The sequence below is a fragment of the Bradyrhizobium yuanmingense genome, from assembly GCF_025200905.1.
GTDB classification, from domain to species: Bacteria; Pseudomonadota; Alphaproteobacteria; order Rhizobiales; family Xanthobacteraceae; genus Bradyrhizobium; species Bradyrhizobium yuanmingense.
Genome location: NZ_CP104173.1, coordinates 1082976 through 1098095, shown reverse-complemented (window position 1 = coordinate 1098095; position 15120 = coordinate 1082976). Strand labels below are relative to the sequence as shown.

At 65.0% G+C, this 15120-nt stretch carries 14 protein-coding genes; 5 read left to right on the top strand and 9 right to left on the bottom strand.

From position 1 onward, the window contains the following. Positions 1-43 precede the first annotated feature (43 nt). On the bottom strand, positions 44-259 hold the full coding sequence (locus N2605_RS05175; RefSeq protein ID WP_036013926.1) for a hypothetical protein: 216 nt from the start codon (positions 257-259) through the stop codon (positions 44-46). Positions 260-365: 106 nt separating this feature from the next. Here N2605_RS05175 and hemE point away from each other — a divergent pair, with 106 nt between their 5' ends. Continuing rightward, entirely contained in the window at positions 366-1400 is a 1035-nt protein-coding gene (hemE, locus tag N2605_RS05170) for a uroporphyrinogen decarboxylase (protein WP_074448117.1), read from the top strand. Positions 1401-1664: 264 nt separating this feature from the next. Here the strand turns inward: hemE and hemC are convergent, their stop codons facing one another. From hemC to N2605_RS05155, 3 genes are read right to left on the bottom strand one after another with little or no spacing between them, the layout of a single operon-like run. Continuing rightward, the gene (gene hemC, locus N2605_RS05165; RefSeq protein WP_260345983.1) at positions 1665-2645 is read right to left on the bottom strand and encodes a hydroxymethylbilane synthase; all 981 of its coding nucleotides are present in this window, start codon (positions 2643-2645) and stop codon (positions 1665-1667) included. Between the two features lie 25 nt (positions 2646-2670). Continuing rightward, positions 2671-4296, bottom strand: a complete 1626-nt coding sequence (locus N2605_RS05160) for a GMC family oxidoreductase (RefSeq protein ID WP_260345982.1) — start codon at positions 4294-4296, stop codon at positions 2671-2673. A 53-nt stretch (positions 4297-4349) separates the two neighbouring features. Further along, positions 4350-4940 (bottom strand): TetR/AcrR family transcriptional regulator, encoded by a 591-nt coding sequence (locus N2605_RS05155; protein ID WP_260345981.1) that lies wholly within the window; start codon positions 4938-4940, stop codon positions 4350-4352. A 101-nt stretch (positions 4941-5041) separates the two neighbouring features. Here N2605_RS05155 and N2605_RS05150 point away from each other — a divergent pair, with 101 nt between their 5' ends. Then, positions 5042-5407 carry a nuclear transport factor 2 family protein gene (locus N2605_RS05150; RefSeq protein ID WP_036013913.1) on the top strand — a complete coding sequence of 122 codons (366 nt, stop codon included), beginning with the start codon at positions 5042-5044 and terminating at the stop codon, positions 5405-5407. Positions 5408-5418: 11 nt separating this feature from the next. On the opposite strand, the gene N2605_RS05145 is transcribed toward N2605_RS05150, so the two are convergent. Further along, on the bottom strand, positions 5419-6429 hold the full coding sequence (locus N2605_RS05145; protein WP_260345980.1) for a hypothetical protein: 1011 nt from the start codon (positions 6427-6429) through the stop codon (positions 5419-5421). Between the two features lie 203 nt (positions 6430-6632). Between N2605_RS05145 and N2605_RS05140 the strand changes: the two genes are divergently transcribed. From N2605_RS05140 to N2605_RS05130, 3 genes are all read left to right on the top strand, one after another. Next, on the top strand, positions 6633-7193 hold the full coding sequence (locus tag N2605_RS05140; RefSeq protein ID WP_478209841.1) for a TetR/AcrR family transcriptional regulator: 561 nt from the start codon (positions 6633-6635) through the stop codon (positions 7191-7193). Positions 7194-7265: 72 nt separating this feature from the next. Further along, positions 7266-8126, top strand: coding sequence for a DMT family transporter (locus tag N2605_RS05135; protein WP_036024747.1), 861 nt, complete (start codon positions 7266-7268; stop codon positions 8124-8126). 171 nt (positions 8127-8297) lie between these two features. Beyond that, positions 8298-10259: a putative bifunctional diguanylate cyclase/phosphodiesterase gene (locus tag N2605_RS05130; protein WP_260345979.1), complete on the top strand. Its 1962-nt coding sequence runs from the start codon at positions 8298-8300 to the stop codon at positions 10257-10259. 165 nt (positions 10260-10424) lie between these two features. On the opposite strand, the gene N2605_RS05125 is transcribed toward N2605_RS05130, so the two are convergent. From N2605_RS05125 to pgm, 4 genes are all read right to left on the bottom strand, one after another. After that, positions 10425-11405, bottom strand: a complete 981-nt coding sequence (locus N2605_RS05125) for a PDR/VanB family oxidoreductase (RefSeq protein WP_260345978.1) — start codon at positions 11403-11405, stop codon at positions 10425-10427. Between the two features lie 11 nt (positions 11406-11416). Continuing rightward, a complete protein-coding gene (locus N2605_RS05120) occupies positions 11417-12169 on the bottom strand; it encodes a GntR family transcriptional regulator (RefSeq protein ID WP_036013918.1) in 753 nt (250 codons plus the stop codon). Positions 12170-12172: 3 nt separating this feature from the next. After that, on the bottom strand, positions 12173-13222 hold the full coding sequence (locus N2605_RS05115) for an aromatic ring-hydroxylating dioxygenase subunit alpha (RefSeq protein WP_036013919.1): 1050 nt from the start codon (positions 13220-13222) through the stop codon (positions 12173-12175). 195 nt (positions 13223-13417) lie between these two features. After that, positions 13418-15064, bottom strand: coding sequence for a phosphoglucomutase (alpha-D-glucose-1,6-bisphosphate-dependent) (gene pgm, locus N2605_RS05110; protein ID WP_260345976.1), 1647 nt, complete (start codon positions 15062-15064; stop codon positions 13418-13420). Between the last annotated feature and the right edge of the window lie 56 nt (positions 15065-15120).

Sequence of the window (15120 nt, the reverse complement as noted above, 5' to 3'; positions counted from 1 at the left end):
ACAAGACATTAGCGGGCCGATCGGAATCCGGCGCCCGTCGCCCCTAGCTGAAGATGGCCTTAACTTTGGCCCAGAGCGAGGGATGCTCGGCATCGGCGTCGGCCTTCGAGGGCGTCGGCTGCGCCACGCTCACGGGATCGGACGCTGGGAACGTGTCCCTCAGCCCGTCGTCGAGCTTGGACTGCCGATCGGCAGCGAGCGCCTCGCGCAGGTCTTCGGCGTGCTTGTCGTGCGGCGCGGGATTGAATGTCTCAGCCATGATCTCCTCCATTGGCTGGTCAACGCGGCCCGATCATCCAGGTTCCCCTGTTCCGCTGCGGGCCGCGGCGGTGTATCAGGAGGCACAACCTGCTTCAGGACCATTCGTGCCCCAGTCTTCGACGAAACCCTTCATCGACGTCCTCTCCGGCCAGCACCAAGCTGTCCCGCCCATGTGGATGATGCGCCAGGCCGGGCGCTACCTGCCGGAATATCGCGAGGTGCGCGCCAAGGCGGGCGGCTTCCTCGATCTCTGTTTCAACCCGGAGCTTGCCGCCGAGGTGACGCTGCAGCCGATCCGAAGGTTCGGTTTCGATGCGGCGATCATCTTCTCCGACATCCTGGTGATCCCCTATGCGCTCGGACGTTCGGTGCGGTTCGAGGTCGGCGAGGGCCCGCGGCTCGAGCCGCTGGACGATCCGGCCAAGGTGGCGACGCTGGCGCCGCACGCAGATTTCGGCAAGCTCGAGCCGGTGTTCGACGCGTTGAAGATCGTGCGCGGCGCGCTCGATCCCAGGACCGCGCTGATCGGCTTCTGCGGCGCGCCGTGGACGGTGGCGACCTACATGGTCGCGGGCCACGGCACGCCGGACCAGGCGCCGGCCCGGATGATGGCCTATCGGCATCCGGAAGCCTTCTCGCAGATCATCGACGTCCTGGTCGACAACTCGATTCAGTATCTGCTGGCACAGCTCGACGCCGGGGCCGACGCGTTGCAGATCTTCGACACCTGGGCCGGCGTGCTGCCGCCGACCGAGTTCGCGCGCTGGTCGGTCGAGCCGACGCGGCGCATCGTCGAGGGCGTAAGGGCCAAAGTGCCGGACGCGAAGATCATCGGCTTCCCGCGCGGTGCGGGCGCGCAACTGCCCGGCTATGTCGAAGCGACCGGCGTCAATGCCGTCAGCATCGACTGGACCGCGGAGCCCGCCTTCATCCGCGAGCGGGTGCAGAGCAAGGTCGCGGTGCAGGGCAACCTCGATCCACTGGTGCTGATCACGGGCGGCGCCGCGCTCGATGGCGCGGTCGACAACGTGCTGGCCAATTTTGCTGCCGGGCGGCTGATCTTCAACCTCGGCCACGGCATCCAGCCGGAGACGCCGATCGCCCATGTCGAGCAGATGATCCGGCGCGTGCGGGGGTGAGGGCCGTCTATCCACGTCGTCATGGCCGGGCTTGTCCCGGCCATGCACGCCTTGCCATGCGACGCGAAGAACGTGGATGCCCGGGACAAGCCCGGGCATGACGAGCCGTTGTGATCGGGTCTTGCAAAAAGTGCGAAAAACAACCCCATGCACAGTAGGCAAGTCGTTGAAAATATTAGGCGGGCATGACTCGCCCGTGCGTTTTGACTTGTCGGGCAAAACAGGTGCAAAATGACATCATCAGAGATCGTGATTTCGGCATGCTTACCGCGGCCGGCTGCGCTCGATGATCTCCGCCGCACCCTTCGTCAGCAGGTCCAATCCCACCGCGCGGCCGAGCTCGCGCGGACGGTTGGCCGGCCCCGTATGCGAGGCTTCGATGATGGTGTTGCCGGAGAGATCGAGCACCGAGGCGGTGAGCGACATCCGATCGCCCGTGATGGTCGAGAAGCCCGCTACCGGTGAATTGCAGTGGCCGTTGAGCACCCACAGCACCTCGCGCTCGGCGTCGGCGGAGGCGTGCGCAGCGGAGTCGTCGATCGACGACAGGATCTGCCGCGTCTGCCAATCCTGCGCGGCGCATTCGACCGCGACGATGCCCTGCCCTGCCGCGGGCAACATCTCCACTGCTGTGAATTCGTAGGCGATGCGATGGGACAGGCCGACGCGATCGAGGCCCGAGCGCGCCATGATCAGCGCATCGGCGGGCCCCACAGCGCCGCCATCCGGCAGGCGCTGTTTCTCGCCATTGTCGAGCTTGCGCACACGCGTGTCGGCGGCGCCGCGGAAGTGGATCACCTCGACATCAGGGAACAGCCGCCGCGCATAGGCTGCGCGACGCACCGCGTTGGTGCCGATCTTGAAACCCTTGCCGCGGGACTGCCGCAGCGCCTCCAGCGTCACACCCTCGCGCAGCACCAGCGCATCACCAGGCGGGTCGCGCGACAGCGTGGCACCGATGACGAGGCCGGGCGTGTCCTCGTTACCAGGCATGTCCTTTAACGAATGCATCGCCGCCTGGAGCTCACCCGACAGCACGGCGGCACGGATCTGCGCCACGAAGGCGCCGCCTTTGCCGCCATGCGGCAGCAGCTTGCTGGTCTGGTCGAGATCGCCCGTGGTATCGAATTTGACGATCTCGACGTCGAGACCGGGCACGGCGGCGGTCAGGCGGCGCGCAATCTCTTCCGTCTGTGCCAGCGCCATGGCGCTCTTGCGTGTGCCGATCTTCAGTCGCGTAGCCAAGTCCGGATCCTTTCAAAGCGCGAAACTAACGCGCATCATCCAATATCATGTCGGAGGCCTTTTCGGCGATCATGATGATCGGCGCATTGGTGTTCCCTGACACCAGATCGGGCATGATCGAGCCGTCGACGACGCGAAGGCCGTCGAGCCCCCTCACCTTCAGCCGCTGATCGACCACCGCGAGCGCGTCATTGCCCATACGACAGGTCGAGGTCGGATGATAGATGGTGCTGCCGCGTTCGCGGCAGTAATCTAGGATCTCGGCATCCGAAGATACTTTCGCGCCGGGGTCGTACTCGCTGACCACGAACGGTTTCAGCGCCGGAGCGTTCAGGATCTTGCGCAAGATCTTGATGCCCTCGACGTTGGTGGTGCGATCGGTCTCGGTCGACATGTAGTTGATGCGGATTTCCGGCGGCACGGCCGGGTCGGCACTCTTGATGCGGAGGGAACCGCGACTTTCAGGACGGAGCTGGCAAACCGAAGCGGTGAAGCCGGAGAAATCGTGCAGCTTCTCGCCCATCTTGTCGGTCGAGAACGGCAGGAAATGAACCTGGATGTCGGGCGAGGCGAGGCGCGGACTGGTCTTGAAGAAGGCGCCCGCCGTGCCGGCTGCGATCGTCAGCCATCCCTTGCGAAACAGCGCATAGCGTGCGCCGGCCATGGTGCGGCGAAGCGGATGATTGATGGTGTCATTGAGCGTGATCTTCTGCGAGCAGCGCATGACGATGCGGACCTGCATGTGATCCTGCAGATCATGCCCCACGCCGGCAGCATCGAGCACCACCTCGATGCCATGCTTGCGCAGGAGATCGCCGGGCCCGACGCCGGAGAGCTGAAGCAGCTGCGGCGAGTTGTAGGCGCCGCTCGACACGACGACTTCCCGCCGCGCGCGGGCGCGGCGCAAGGTGGCGCCTTGCCGGTATTCGACGCCTGCGGCTCGGCGCCCTTCGAACAGGATGCGCTGAGCGTGGGCGGAGGTCTCGATCTTCAGATTGCTGCGCGCCTTCGCGGGACCGAGATAGGCCACCGAAGTCGAGGCGCGCCGGCCGTTGCGCGTCGTGGTCTGAAACAGGCCGACGCCTTCTTGGGTCGCGCCGTTGAAATCAGGATTGTAGGGCAGACCGCTCTCGACGGCAGCGTCGATGAAGGCCTTCGACAGCGGATCGGTCACGATCATGTTGGACACCGGCAGCGGCCCGCCCGTGCCGTGATACTGGTCGGCGCCGCGCGACTGGTTCTCGGCCTTCTTGAAATAGGGCAGCACGTCGTCATAGCCCCAGCCGGTGTTGCCGAGCTGGCGCCAGCGGTCGTAGTCCTCGTGCTGGCCGCGGACATAGAGCAGGCCGTTGATCGAGCTCGATCCGCCCAGCGTCTTGCCGCGCGGCTGGAACACCTGGCGACCCTTCAGCTCCGGCTCCGGCTCGGTCTGGTACATCCAGTTGACGCTCTTCTCCTTGAACAGCTTGCCGTAGCCGAGCGGGACGTGGATCCAGATGTTGGAATCCTTCGGGCCGGCCTCGAGTAGAAGCACGCTGTGCTTGCCGTTCGCCGAGAGCCTGTTGGCGAGCACGCAGCCGGCGGAGCCGGCGCCGACGATGATGTAGTCGAATTCGGGATCGGTGGGTGCGAGAGAGGAAGTTGCGTTCATGCGCTACTGTTCTTCTTGTTAGAGCGGGCGTTTCGAGTTTGTGAGTAGCACACTCAGGCCTTGACGCGCAGCGCCTCGACCAGCGACTTGAACGCACGGGCATATTCCGCGCCCGCCCTTGCGATGTCAGCGCGACCAGCGCAGGCGACTGCGGCTTCCGTCACCGCGCCGAGCAGGAGGCGCGCCAGCGGCTCGACCGGCTGACGCGCGATCAGGCCGACCTCCATCGCGGCGGAGAGCGCGCGCGGCATCTTGCCGCCAAAGTGCTGCGCGTCGATCTCGCGCCAGCGCTCCCAGCCGAGCACGGCGGGGCCGTCACGCAGAATGATCTGGCCGGTCGGCCCCTTCGCGGTCGCGGCAAAGTAATGCTGGGTGCCGGCGACCATGGCGGCGAGCACGTCCTTCTCGGCGCGTGCCGTGCGGTCGATCTCGGCAACGAGGTCGCGCGACACCTGGTCGAACACAGCTGCGAACACCGCCTCCTTGGTCTTGAAGTGATGATAGACCGCGCCTTTGGCCACCGAAGCGCCTTCGGCAATGTCGTCCATAGTGGTCGCGGCAAAGCCTTGCGTCCCGAACAGGCGCCGCGCCGCCGTCAGGATCGCCTTCGATGTCGCCGCCCGCCGCTCCGCCTGTTTGGCCATAAGCTCTCGTCTAGTCGAATTCGCGAGAGCCGGCCAGTTGACTTTTCGACTATCGGTCGGTAATTACCGACTATCAGTCGGTGTTAAGCTGTGAGGTCGCCATGCCGAGCCGTGAGATCGTCGAAGCCTTTGCGAAGCGGCTGGAGGATGGCGACTTCGTCGGCGCGATCCTCGACTACTACACCGCTGATACCGCGACCTATGAGAACCTCGCCGCGCCGGTGGTCGGGCGCGACAAGCTCGCGGATAAGGAGCGCGGCGTGCTGGCGGCGTTCAAGGAGGTCACTGCCGTGCGCCTCGGCCCGAGCCTGATCGATGGCGACGTCGTCGCCAGCCGCTGGAAGTTCTCCTTCACCGACGCCGAGGGCGCGACGCGGACGCTGGAGGAGATCGCATGGCAGACCTGGCGAGGCAATGAGATCATTGAGGAGCGCTTCTTCTACGATCCGAAGCAACTCGGACGCTGAGCAGGAATGCCCTATCGGTACAGCACGACCACGGCCAGACCGACGAGAGGCGCAAGAAACTGAACGGCCTGCCACCGAGAGCCATCGATCGACCACCGTCCGTAGAAGACGGTGCCGCCGCGTTGGGATGGCGATGCCGGTTGATCCCGAAATGTCTTCCACCGCGCCTCGGCAGGCCCGAGAAAATCTTCCGCTTTGACCGCCATGTCGGCGCTGCTCAGCACCACCTGCATCGTTTCGCCTTTCGGCTGGAACATGGCCTCGGCCCCGGGTGGCGAGAAGAAGCTGCGCTTCGGGACGATATGCTGCTCATAGAAGTTTTGACCGACCGTGACGGCCGCAGCGTATGGACTGACATACGGCACCCCCGAGATGCCGGGAACGACCAGATGGCCCACCCCGCGCACCTCCTGCCAGGGAATGAAGAGACCCTTGAGCCATGGCCTGTGAAAGTGGATGCCCGCGGAAGACATGGAGACGACCGCCCGATCCGCGTAGAAGTGCCGGTAAGCTGAAAACGCGATCCATCCGAAACCCAGATAGAGCAACATCCAGCCGAAAACGTTCAGCGATGGGTTCACGAGATGAGTCCAATAGAGACTGGGCATGGTGCCGACATAGCTGGAGCGGCCGCTTGGCCCGCCGACCAACACGCTGATCACACCGATCACGCCGGAGACGATGATCAGGACAAGGACACCGATCAACAACTCAAGCAGCAAGGGCAGGCCGGCCCGCCCGATCAGGCTCGTCAGGGCATAGCCTGCGAATGCCAGCCCCAGCAGAGCCACATAGACGACTGCCAAAACCGCTCCATTCTGGCCACGGCTCTCGGCGTGAACCGCGATCGCAAGGCCGGCGACGCAAGCCCACAGGGCCCAGGGGACCCGGTCCATCCGCCATTTGTCCATCGTGTATTCGACCGTTGCCGACACATCGGCTGAAGGCTCGCTCATGGACAGGCCCTCGGAATTTCGAACGCATCCGGTGCCGACGCGGCGCACGGTGGCCTGCCGGTCCACGAAACGTATCACGCGATCGAGGGGGCGTCTCGATCCGCTGACGAGAAGAAAACATCAGCGCAGATTCCGGTGTTGAGGTCCGGATAGGAGGCTGATGATCCCCGGAGCTTGGGCTTGTCATTTAATGACTGATCGGTCTATATATCGGCATGAGGCAAAATACTGCAACGCCGATGCCCCGTGGCCGGCCGCGAAGTTTCGACGTGGACGCTGCCGTCGAACGCGCGATGGATGTGTTCTGGTCGCGCGGCTATCACGCCACGGCGCTGCCCGATCTCCTGCGCGCGACCAGGCTGTCGCGGGGCAGCCTCTACGCCGCTTTCGGTGACAAGCATTCGCTGTTCTTGCGGGCGCTCGATCGTTACATCGCGGATGCCTTGGCGCGGATGGATGGCGAATTCGACCCCCGAAACGATCCGGTCGACGGCCTGCGGGCCTGCCTGGCCGGCTACGTCGAGCGCACCAGCGGAAGCAACGGCCGGCGCGGATGTCTCCTGGTGGCCACGGCCATGGAATTGGCTGGCGGAGATGCCGACGTCGGTCGACGCGTTGCGGGCTTCTTCAAGGCGATGGAGGCCAAAGTGACCGATGCACTGTCCCGCGCGAAAGCGGCGGGCAGGTTGGCCGATGGTGTTGAGCCCGCAACGGCCGCCCGGGTTCTCGTCTGTTTCGTTGAAGGGCTGCGCGTGGTCGGCAAGACGGCACCGGCACGGACCACATCGCAAGCGGCCGTCGACGCTCTCATCGGTCGTTTCGTCAGGTAAGCAACCCCGTGACGCCTGCGCTGATGGTGCGCCCATATTTGGACTGATCGGTCTTTAAAAAGGACATCCGCCATGTCTGCCATCCAGATCGTCTGCGCGATCGCCGTTCCCCTGATCTGGGGTTATCAGTTCGTGGCCATCAAAGTGGGCGTTGCGGAGTTTCCACCGCTCTTCTTCCTCGCACTGCGCTTTCTGGCCATTGCGCTGCTGCTTGTTCCGTTCGTGGACAGGCCCACGCGTCAACAGCTCGGCCCTGTCGCAGCTATTTCGCTCTTCCTTGGTGGACTGAATTTCGGGCTGTTCTACGTTGGCCTTGGGCTCGGCTCGGGAAGCATGTCGGCCGTCGCATACCAACTCGCCACGCCCTTCACCGTCCTGCTCGCATGGCTGCTGCTCGCGGAGAGACCGTCACTCGCCACCTGCGCCGGAGTGATGCTTGCTTTCGTCGGCGTGACGGTGTTGGCAGCGGAGCCTGACCAGTCCGCCAACCCGCTTCCGCTGCTGCTTGTAGTCGGAGCGGCTTTCGCCTTCGCGGTGTCCAACGTCTTGACGAAGCGTTATGGCCCCTTCGATCCCTTGATGTTGATGGGGTGGTCCTCGCTGCTCACGGTACCGCAGGTCATGTTGATGTCGCTGCTCCTTGAACATGGACAAGCGGCGAGCCTTGTGACGGCGGGCGAACTTGGCTGGCTGGCGCTCGCCTACACGATCTTCGCCGGGGGAATTGTCGGGTTTGGCCTCTGGTTCTGGCTGATCGCCCGTTGCTCGATGGTGCGCGTCGCGCCCTTCGGTCTGCTACTTCCGGTGTTTGCCTTGCTTTCGAGCGTACTGTTTCTCGGCGACCGGCTTACGCCCAAGCTGATCGTCGGCGGACTGCTCGCGATCTCCGGGGTCGCCATCGCCCAGCTGAGACCGCGCCCCCGCCCCCTTTGATGTCCGGCCTGTCGGGCATTTGTATCGATTTGTTATCGATACTGCGTGAAGAGCACGCAGAAGTGGTCGCGGCCGGCGCGGCAAGCGGGGATAATTCATAGTTCGTCAAAGGTTTACGGCGAATTCTCCGGATCGAGCCGAAAAGAACGGCCCGTGCTGCTAGGCTATTGAATGCGGACTCAAACGACCAGCTATGTCGCACGGCTGTTCGCCGGCGATCTGTCGGCCTTTGGCGGTCCCGCAACGGACGAGGCCGTGGCCGGGCATATCCGCGCCGAGCAGATGTCGCTGGTGCTCGGCTATTCGGTCGGCATCATGCTGGCCAATGCCTGCAACGCCATCGTGCTCGCCATCGCGCTGTGGCAGTCGCCGGACAGGATGCCCGCCCTGATCTGGGCGGCGGCTGTCGCCGCCGCCGCGATCGGATTTGGCCTGCAATCCCACGTCGCGCGCCGCATCACCAAGCCGCAATTCGTCTCGCGTCGCGCGATGTACCGGCTGGTGCGCAACGCCTTCATCCTCGGCGCCGCCTGGGGCATCGTCCCGGTCGCCTTCTTCGCCGACGCTTCCAGCGGCGGCCAGCTCGTCATTACCTGCCTGTGCGCGGGCATGCTGGCCGGCGGCGCGCTCGCCTTCGCCACCATTCCGATCGCGGCGATCGCCTTCACGGCGCCGATCTTCCTCGGCATCGCCATCTGCCTCGGCCAGAACGGCGATCTCGCCTTTCTCCTCATCGCCTTTCTCGTCGTGGTCTACGGCAGCGTCCTTTTGCGCGGCGTGTTCGTCAATTCGTTCTCGTTCGCCCGGCGCATGATGCGGCAGATCGAGGCCGAGCGCACGGTGCGGCTCGATCCCCTGACCCACCTGCCCAACCGCGTCGCCTTCAACGAAACGCTCGATGCCGCGCTCAAGCGGCTGGCGCTATCGGGCGAGGAATTCGCGGTGCTCCTGCTCGATCTCGACCGCTTCAAGGAGGTCAACGACCAGTTCGGCCATCCCGCCGGCGACGAATTCCTGGTCCAGGTCGCCAGCCGCCTGCAACGCTGCACGCGCGCCGCCGAGCACGTCGCGCGGATCGGCGGCGACGAGTTCGCGCTGGTGATGGCCAATCTGACACGGCCCGAGGATGCGCTCGAGATCGCCGAACGCTTCGTCGCGGCCTTCAGCGAGCCGTTCCAGATCGAGGGTCGCCAGATCGTCGGCGCGACGAGCGTCGGCATCGTGCTGGCGCCACGCGACGGCAACACACCGCTCGACCTCATGAAGAATGCCGACGCCGCGCTCTACCGCGCCAAGAAGGCGGGGCCGGGCACGGTCTGCTTCTTCGAACAGGCCGACGACAGGTCCTCCCGCGAGCGCAAGGCGCTGCAAGCGGACCTCGCAGGCGCGATTGCGCGCAACGAGCTGTTCCTGGTGTTCCAGCCGTTCCTCGATCTCGGCACCAACCGGATCACCGGCTTCGAGGCGCTATTGCGCTGGCAGCATCCTTCGCGCGGGCTGGTTCCGCCGAGTGAATTCATACCAGTCGCCGAAGAGACCGGGCTGATCCACGAGATCGGCGAATGGGTCATCCGCCGCGCCTGCGCGACGCTGGCGGACTGGCCCGAAGACATCAGGGTTGCCGTGAATTTCTCGGCCGCGCAGTTTCACAACACGGCCATCCTCCAGACCATCGTGCAGGCGCTCGCCGACGCCAGGATCGCCCCGCATCGGCTCGAGATCGAGATCACGGAATCGATGCTGCTGGCGAAATACGGTTCGGCCGCGACGGTCCTGAACGCGCTGCTGGAGCTCGGCGTCACCCTCGCGCTCGACGATTTTGGCACCGGCTTCTCCTCGCTGACCTACCTGCGCAAACTGCCGTTCAGCCGCATCAAGATCGACCAGTCCTTCATCCGCGACATGCTGGTGCAGCCGGACTGCGCGGCCATCGTGAAATCGGTGATCTCGCTTGCGCGCGATTTGCGGATCGGCGTCGTGGCGGAGGGGGTCGAGAGCGCCGACCAGCTCGAATATCTCAGGCAGATCAGTTGCGACGAGGTGCAGGGCTATCTGATCAGCCGGCCGGTGGCCGCGGACGGGGTGATGGCGCTGCTGGAGACGAAGAAGTACCGGGCGATTTACGCGGCGTAAGCACCAGTTTGGGATGCTCACGCTTCGACAGCGTCATGGCCGGGCATAGCCGTCCGAAGGACGGCGTCGCTTCCGCTCGCCTATGTCCCGGCCATCCACGCCTAACCTCACGCGGAAGAACGTGGATGCCCGGGACAAACCCGGGCACGATGACCTTTCCCAGTGTTAAACCGCATCCGCCCGCAGCAGCGTGTCCACCGTGATGGTGCCCCGCGCGCGGGAGACGCAGGCGCAGATCTTCTGGTTGCTCTGTTTCTGATGGTCGCTGAAGAAGACGTCGCGATGGTCGATCTCACCGTCGACATCGACCACGTCGATGGCGCAGAGGCCGCATTCGCCGCGCTTGCAATCGGATATCACCTCAAAGCCGCTGGCATTGAGCACATCGAGCATCGAGCGCTCGCGCGGGATCTCGAGCTCGACACCGGAGTCTTTCAGGCGCACCCTGAACGTTTCGGTGGGCAGCGTGCCGCTGGAGCCGAACGTCTCGTAGCGGAGATCGGGGAGCGGATGGCCGGCGCCGATCCAGGCATGGCGTGCGGCGTCGAGCATGCGCATCGGGCCGCAGAACAGCGTCAGCGTGCCTTGCGGCAATGAGGCGAACAGGGCGTCCATATCGAGCCGGCTGCCTTCGTCGCTGGCATGAACGACGAGGCGATCGCCAAGCATCGCGGCGAGATCGTCGAGATAGGCGGCCTCGCGCCGCGAGCGTACGGCATAATGCAGCGTGAGATCCGCCCCGCGCCGCGCCAGCGCCTGCGCGGCGCCGAGGATCGGGGTGATGCCGATGCCGCCGGCAATCAGGCAATAATTCTCGCGAGTCCAGTCCACCGCGAGCAGCGAGGCGGGCTGGGTGATGTCGAGCCGCGCGCCCGGCTGCAAGGACCACATGTAGCGGGAGCCGCCACGGGAATCCTCCGCGCGGCGCACAGCAATTCGGAGGCCGTGCGACGAGGCCTCGCCGACCAGCGAATAGGACCGCGTCTCCGGCAGGCCGTCGATGGTGACGCTGACATTGATGTGGCTGCCGACCGGATAGGCTGCGGCCTCGAACTGATCCGGCTTGATCAGGAATTCGCGGACGTTCGGGGTGAGATCGCGGGTGCAGACGAGCGTTGCTGGGGTCCAGGTCTCGATGAAGCGCATGGTGACTGCCCTCAATCGGTTGCGGTCTTGATCAGCGCGAGCGCCGGCAAGAGGTCGAGATGGGTGCGGTTGCGCAGCGCGAGCCGCAGGTTTCGCACCGCGAGCCGGGCATGCTCGCGCATGACGGCCTCGGCGCGCGCGCCTTCGCGGTTCTCGATGGCGTCGATCACGACGCGATGGTGCTCCTGGGCGATGATCAGGATCTGCTGTGCCTCCGGCAACGCCGATTGCGCCATCACGAAGCCGCTCGGCGAGGCAAACGGCAGCGCCGAGGCGCGGTCGATCTGCCGGATCAGCGGGGGGCTGCGCGACAGCTCCGTGAGCTGGGCGTGGAAGCGCGCATTCAGCGCGACGTAGGACGAGAAAGCATCGACCGAGATCGGGACCTGCCGCAGCAGCTCGTCGATCGCAGCAAGGCACTCCTTCAGCGGCTCGAGCTCGCGCGCAGAGACGCCGCGCTCGGCGGCAAAGCGCGCCGCCAGGCCTTCCAGCGTGCCGCGCAGCTCGATGGAATCGGAGATGTCGCGCTCCGAAAACGCCTTCACCATGAAGCCGCCGGAGGGGATCGCCTCCAACAGCCCCTCCTCCTCCAGCCGCACCAGCGCCATGCGCACCGGTGTGCGCGAAGCGCCTGTGGTCTCCACCGCCTGCAGCTCGGAGATGCGCTCGCCGGGGCGCAAGGCGCCCGACAGGATCTGGTCGCGCAGCGCGAGCTGCGCCTTCACGGTCTGCGAGATGGAGCGGTCGACCTCACGCTCGGCCATGTTCTACTCCGCGGCCTGAAGGTGCTTTGGGGCGTTTTCCTTCGCCACCATCCGATCGATCAGCTTGCGCGACCACATCGCGCCGGCGTCGATGTTGAGGTTGTAGAAGATGCGATCGGGGTTTTCGTCCATCGCGCGCTGCTGCGCTTCGAGGATCAGCTCGTCCTCGCGGAAGATGCCGGAGACGCCCTCGCGGATCTCGGTGGTGAGGCGCTGCTCACTGATCCGATAATTGCGGACGAAGGACCAGAAGTAATGACAGGTCTTCTCGGTCTCCGGCGTGATCGTGTTGAGCACGAAGCCGTTGACGCCCTGCGAGCGGTCGCCTTCCGGCGCACCGGTGCCCGTCGGCGCGACGCCGACGTCGATCGCGATGGTGCACGGCGCCTCGAAGCGGATGATCTGCCAGCGGTCGACGAGGCCGGGCTTGCCGAGCTGCTTGGCCCAGAACGGCGGCGGCTCGATGCCGCGCATCCAGCGCGTCACCGTCACCGTCTTCTCGCCATGGGTGACGTCGAACGGCGCCTCGGCGACGGCATCGTTGCCGATGGAGGAGCCGTGCACGAAGGTCTCGTGGGTGAGATCCATGAGATTGTCGAGCACGAGGCGGTAGTCGCAATTGACGTGGATGGTCTTGCCGTCGCCGGCCCAGGCCGGGTCGTGATTCCAGTGCATGTCGGGGACGAGCGCGGGATCGGCGAGTGCGGGATCGCCCATCCAGAGCCAGACGTAGCGGTGACGCTCGACCACGGGATAGGCGCGCACGCAGGCCGAGGGGTTGATGGTCTCCTGCGAGGGCATGAAGGTGCAGCGGCCCTGCGCGTTGTATTTCAGGCCATGATAGCCGCAGACGACGGTGTCGCCTTCGAGCCGGCCCTTGGACAGCGGCACCAGGCGATGCCAGCAGGCGTCCTCCAGCGCGGTCACCGTGCCGTCGGCCTTGCGATACATCACGACATGCTTGCCGCAGATGGTCCGCGGCAGCAGCGCAGCCTTGACGTCGGCGTCCCACGCCGCGGCGTACCAGGCGTTCATGGGGAAGGGTTTTGTCATGTCTCACTCCCACGGCTTATGAATACGTTATGTATACAATAGCTGAGGGATAGAATTGTTCAAGATGGAATAAGCTCTACCTTAATACCTTTATCGTCGTGATTGTATACATAACGGGGGAATGACCGCGTCCGGCTCCGGCTCCGCTTACCCTCCCCTGGGGAGGGTAAGACAGCGGCGACCTCTCGGAACAACTTACGCCGCGAACACCTTGGCTAGGCCCGCCTGGGCTTCCTCCTGGATCCGTTTCAGGTGCTCGGGGCTGCGGAAGCTTTCGGCGTAGATCTTGTAGACGTCCTCGGTGCCGGACGGCCGCGCGGCGAACCAGCCGAAATCGGTTTCGACCTTGATGCCGCCGAAGGGCTGGCCGTTGCCGGGCGCCTTGCTCAGCGTCGCACGAACCGGATCGCCAGCGAGGTCCTTGAGGCCGAGCTGCTCTGGCGTGAGGGACTTCAGGATGTTCTTCTGCGGCCCGGTGGCGGCAACGTCGATGCGCGCGTAATGCGGCATGCCGAATTCGGCGGTGAGATCATTGAAGATCTGGCCGGGATCGCGGCCGGTCTTGGCCATGATCTCGGCAGCGAGCAGGCCGAGGATGACGCCGTCCTTGTCGGTGGTCCACACCGCGCCGTCTCGGCGCAGGAACGAGGCCCCTGCACTCTCCTCGCCGCCGAAGCCGAAGCCGCCGGTGACGAGGCCGTCGACGAACCATTTGAAGCCGACCGGCGTCTCCACCAGCTTGCGGCCGAGCTTTTTGGCGACGCGGTCGATGATCGAGCTCGACACCACGGTCTTGCCGATCGCCGCATCCTTGCCCCAGTCCGGACGGTGCGCGAACAGGTAGGAGATCGCGGTCGCCAGGTAATGGTTCGGATTCATCAACCCGCCGGTGCGCGTGACGATGCCGTGGCGGTCGGCGTCGGTGTCGTTGGCAAAGGCGACGTCGAAGCGGTCGCGCATGCCGATCAGGCTCGCCATCGCGTAGGGCGAGGAGCAGTCCATGCGGATCTTGCCGTCCCAGTCCACCGTCATGAAACGGAAGGTCGGGTCGATCGCCTCGTTCACGACATTGGCGTTGAGGCCATAGCGCTCGATGATCGGATGCCAGTAATGCACGGCGGCGCCGCCGAGCGGATCGATGCCGATTTTGACGCCGGCGGATCTGACGAGGTCGAGATCGACGACATTGCCGAGATCGGCGACGTAAGGCGTGACGAAGTCGTAGGCGTGGACATTCGCGGCCTTGCGCGCCTTGGCATAGTCGATGCGCTTCACGTCCTCGAGCTCGCCGGCGAGATAGGCGTTGGCGCACTTCTCGACGGCAGCGGTCACGTCCGTATCGGCCGGGCCGCCATGAGGCGGATTGTATTTGTAGCCGCCGTCCTCGGGGGGATTGTGTGACGGCGTGATGACGACGCCGTCAGCAAGACCAGAGGTGCGGCCCTTGTTATAGGTGAGGATCGCATGCGAGATGACGGGCGTCGGCGTGTAGCCGCCATCCTTGTCGATCATGACCTCGACGCCGTTGGCTGCGAACACCTCGATGGCGCTGACCAACGCCGGCTCGGCCAGCGCATGGGTATCGATGCCGATGAAGAGCGGGCCGGTCAGGCCCTTCTCCTTGCGGTAATCACAAATCGCCTGCGTGGTCGCGAGGATGTGGCCTTCGTTGAAGGTGTTCTTGAACGAGGTGCCGCGATGGCCCGACGTGCCGAACGCCACGCGCTGTGCCGGATCGGACGCATCCGGCTTGCCGGCGAAATAGGCCGTCACCAGCCGCGGAATATTGGTGAGCGCGTCCGGCGAGGCCTGCTTGCCCGCCGCGGGATGAACATCAGCCACTGGAATACCCTCGTCCTGTCGTGAGTGCGGGACACCATAGCATCGGCCAAGCCCCC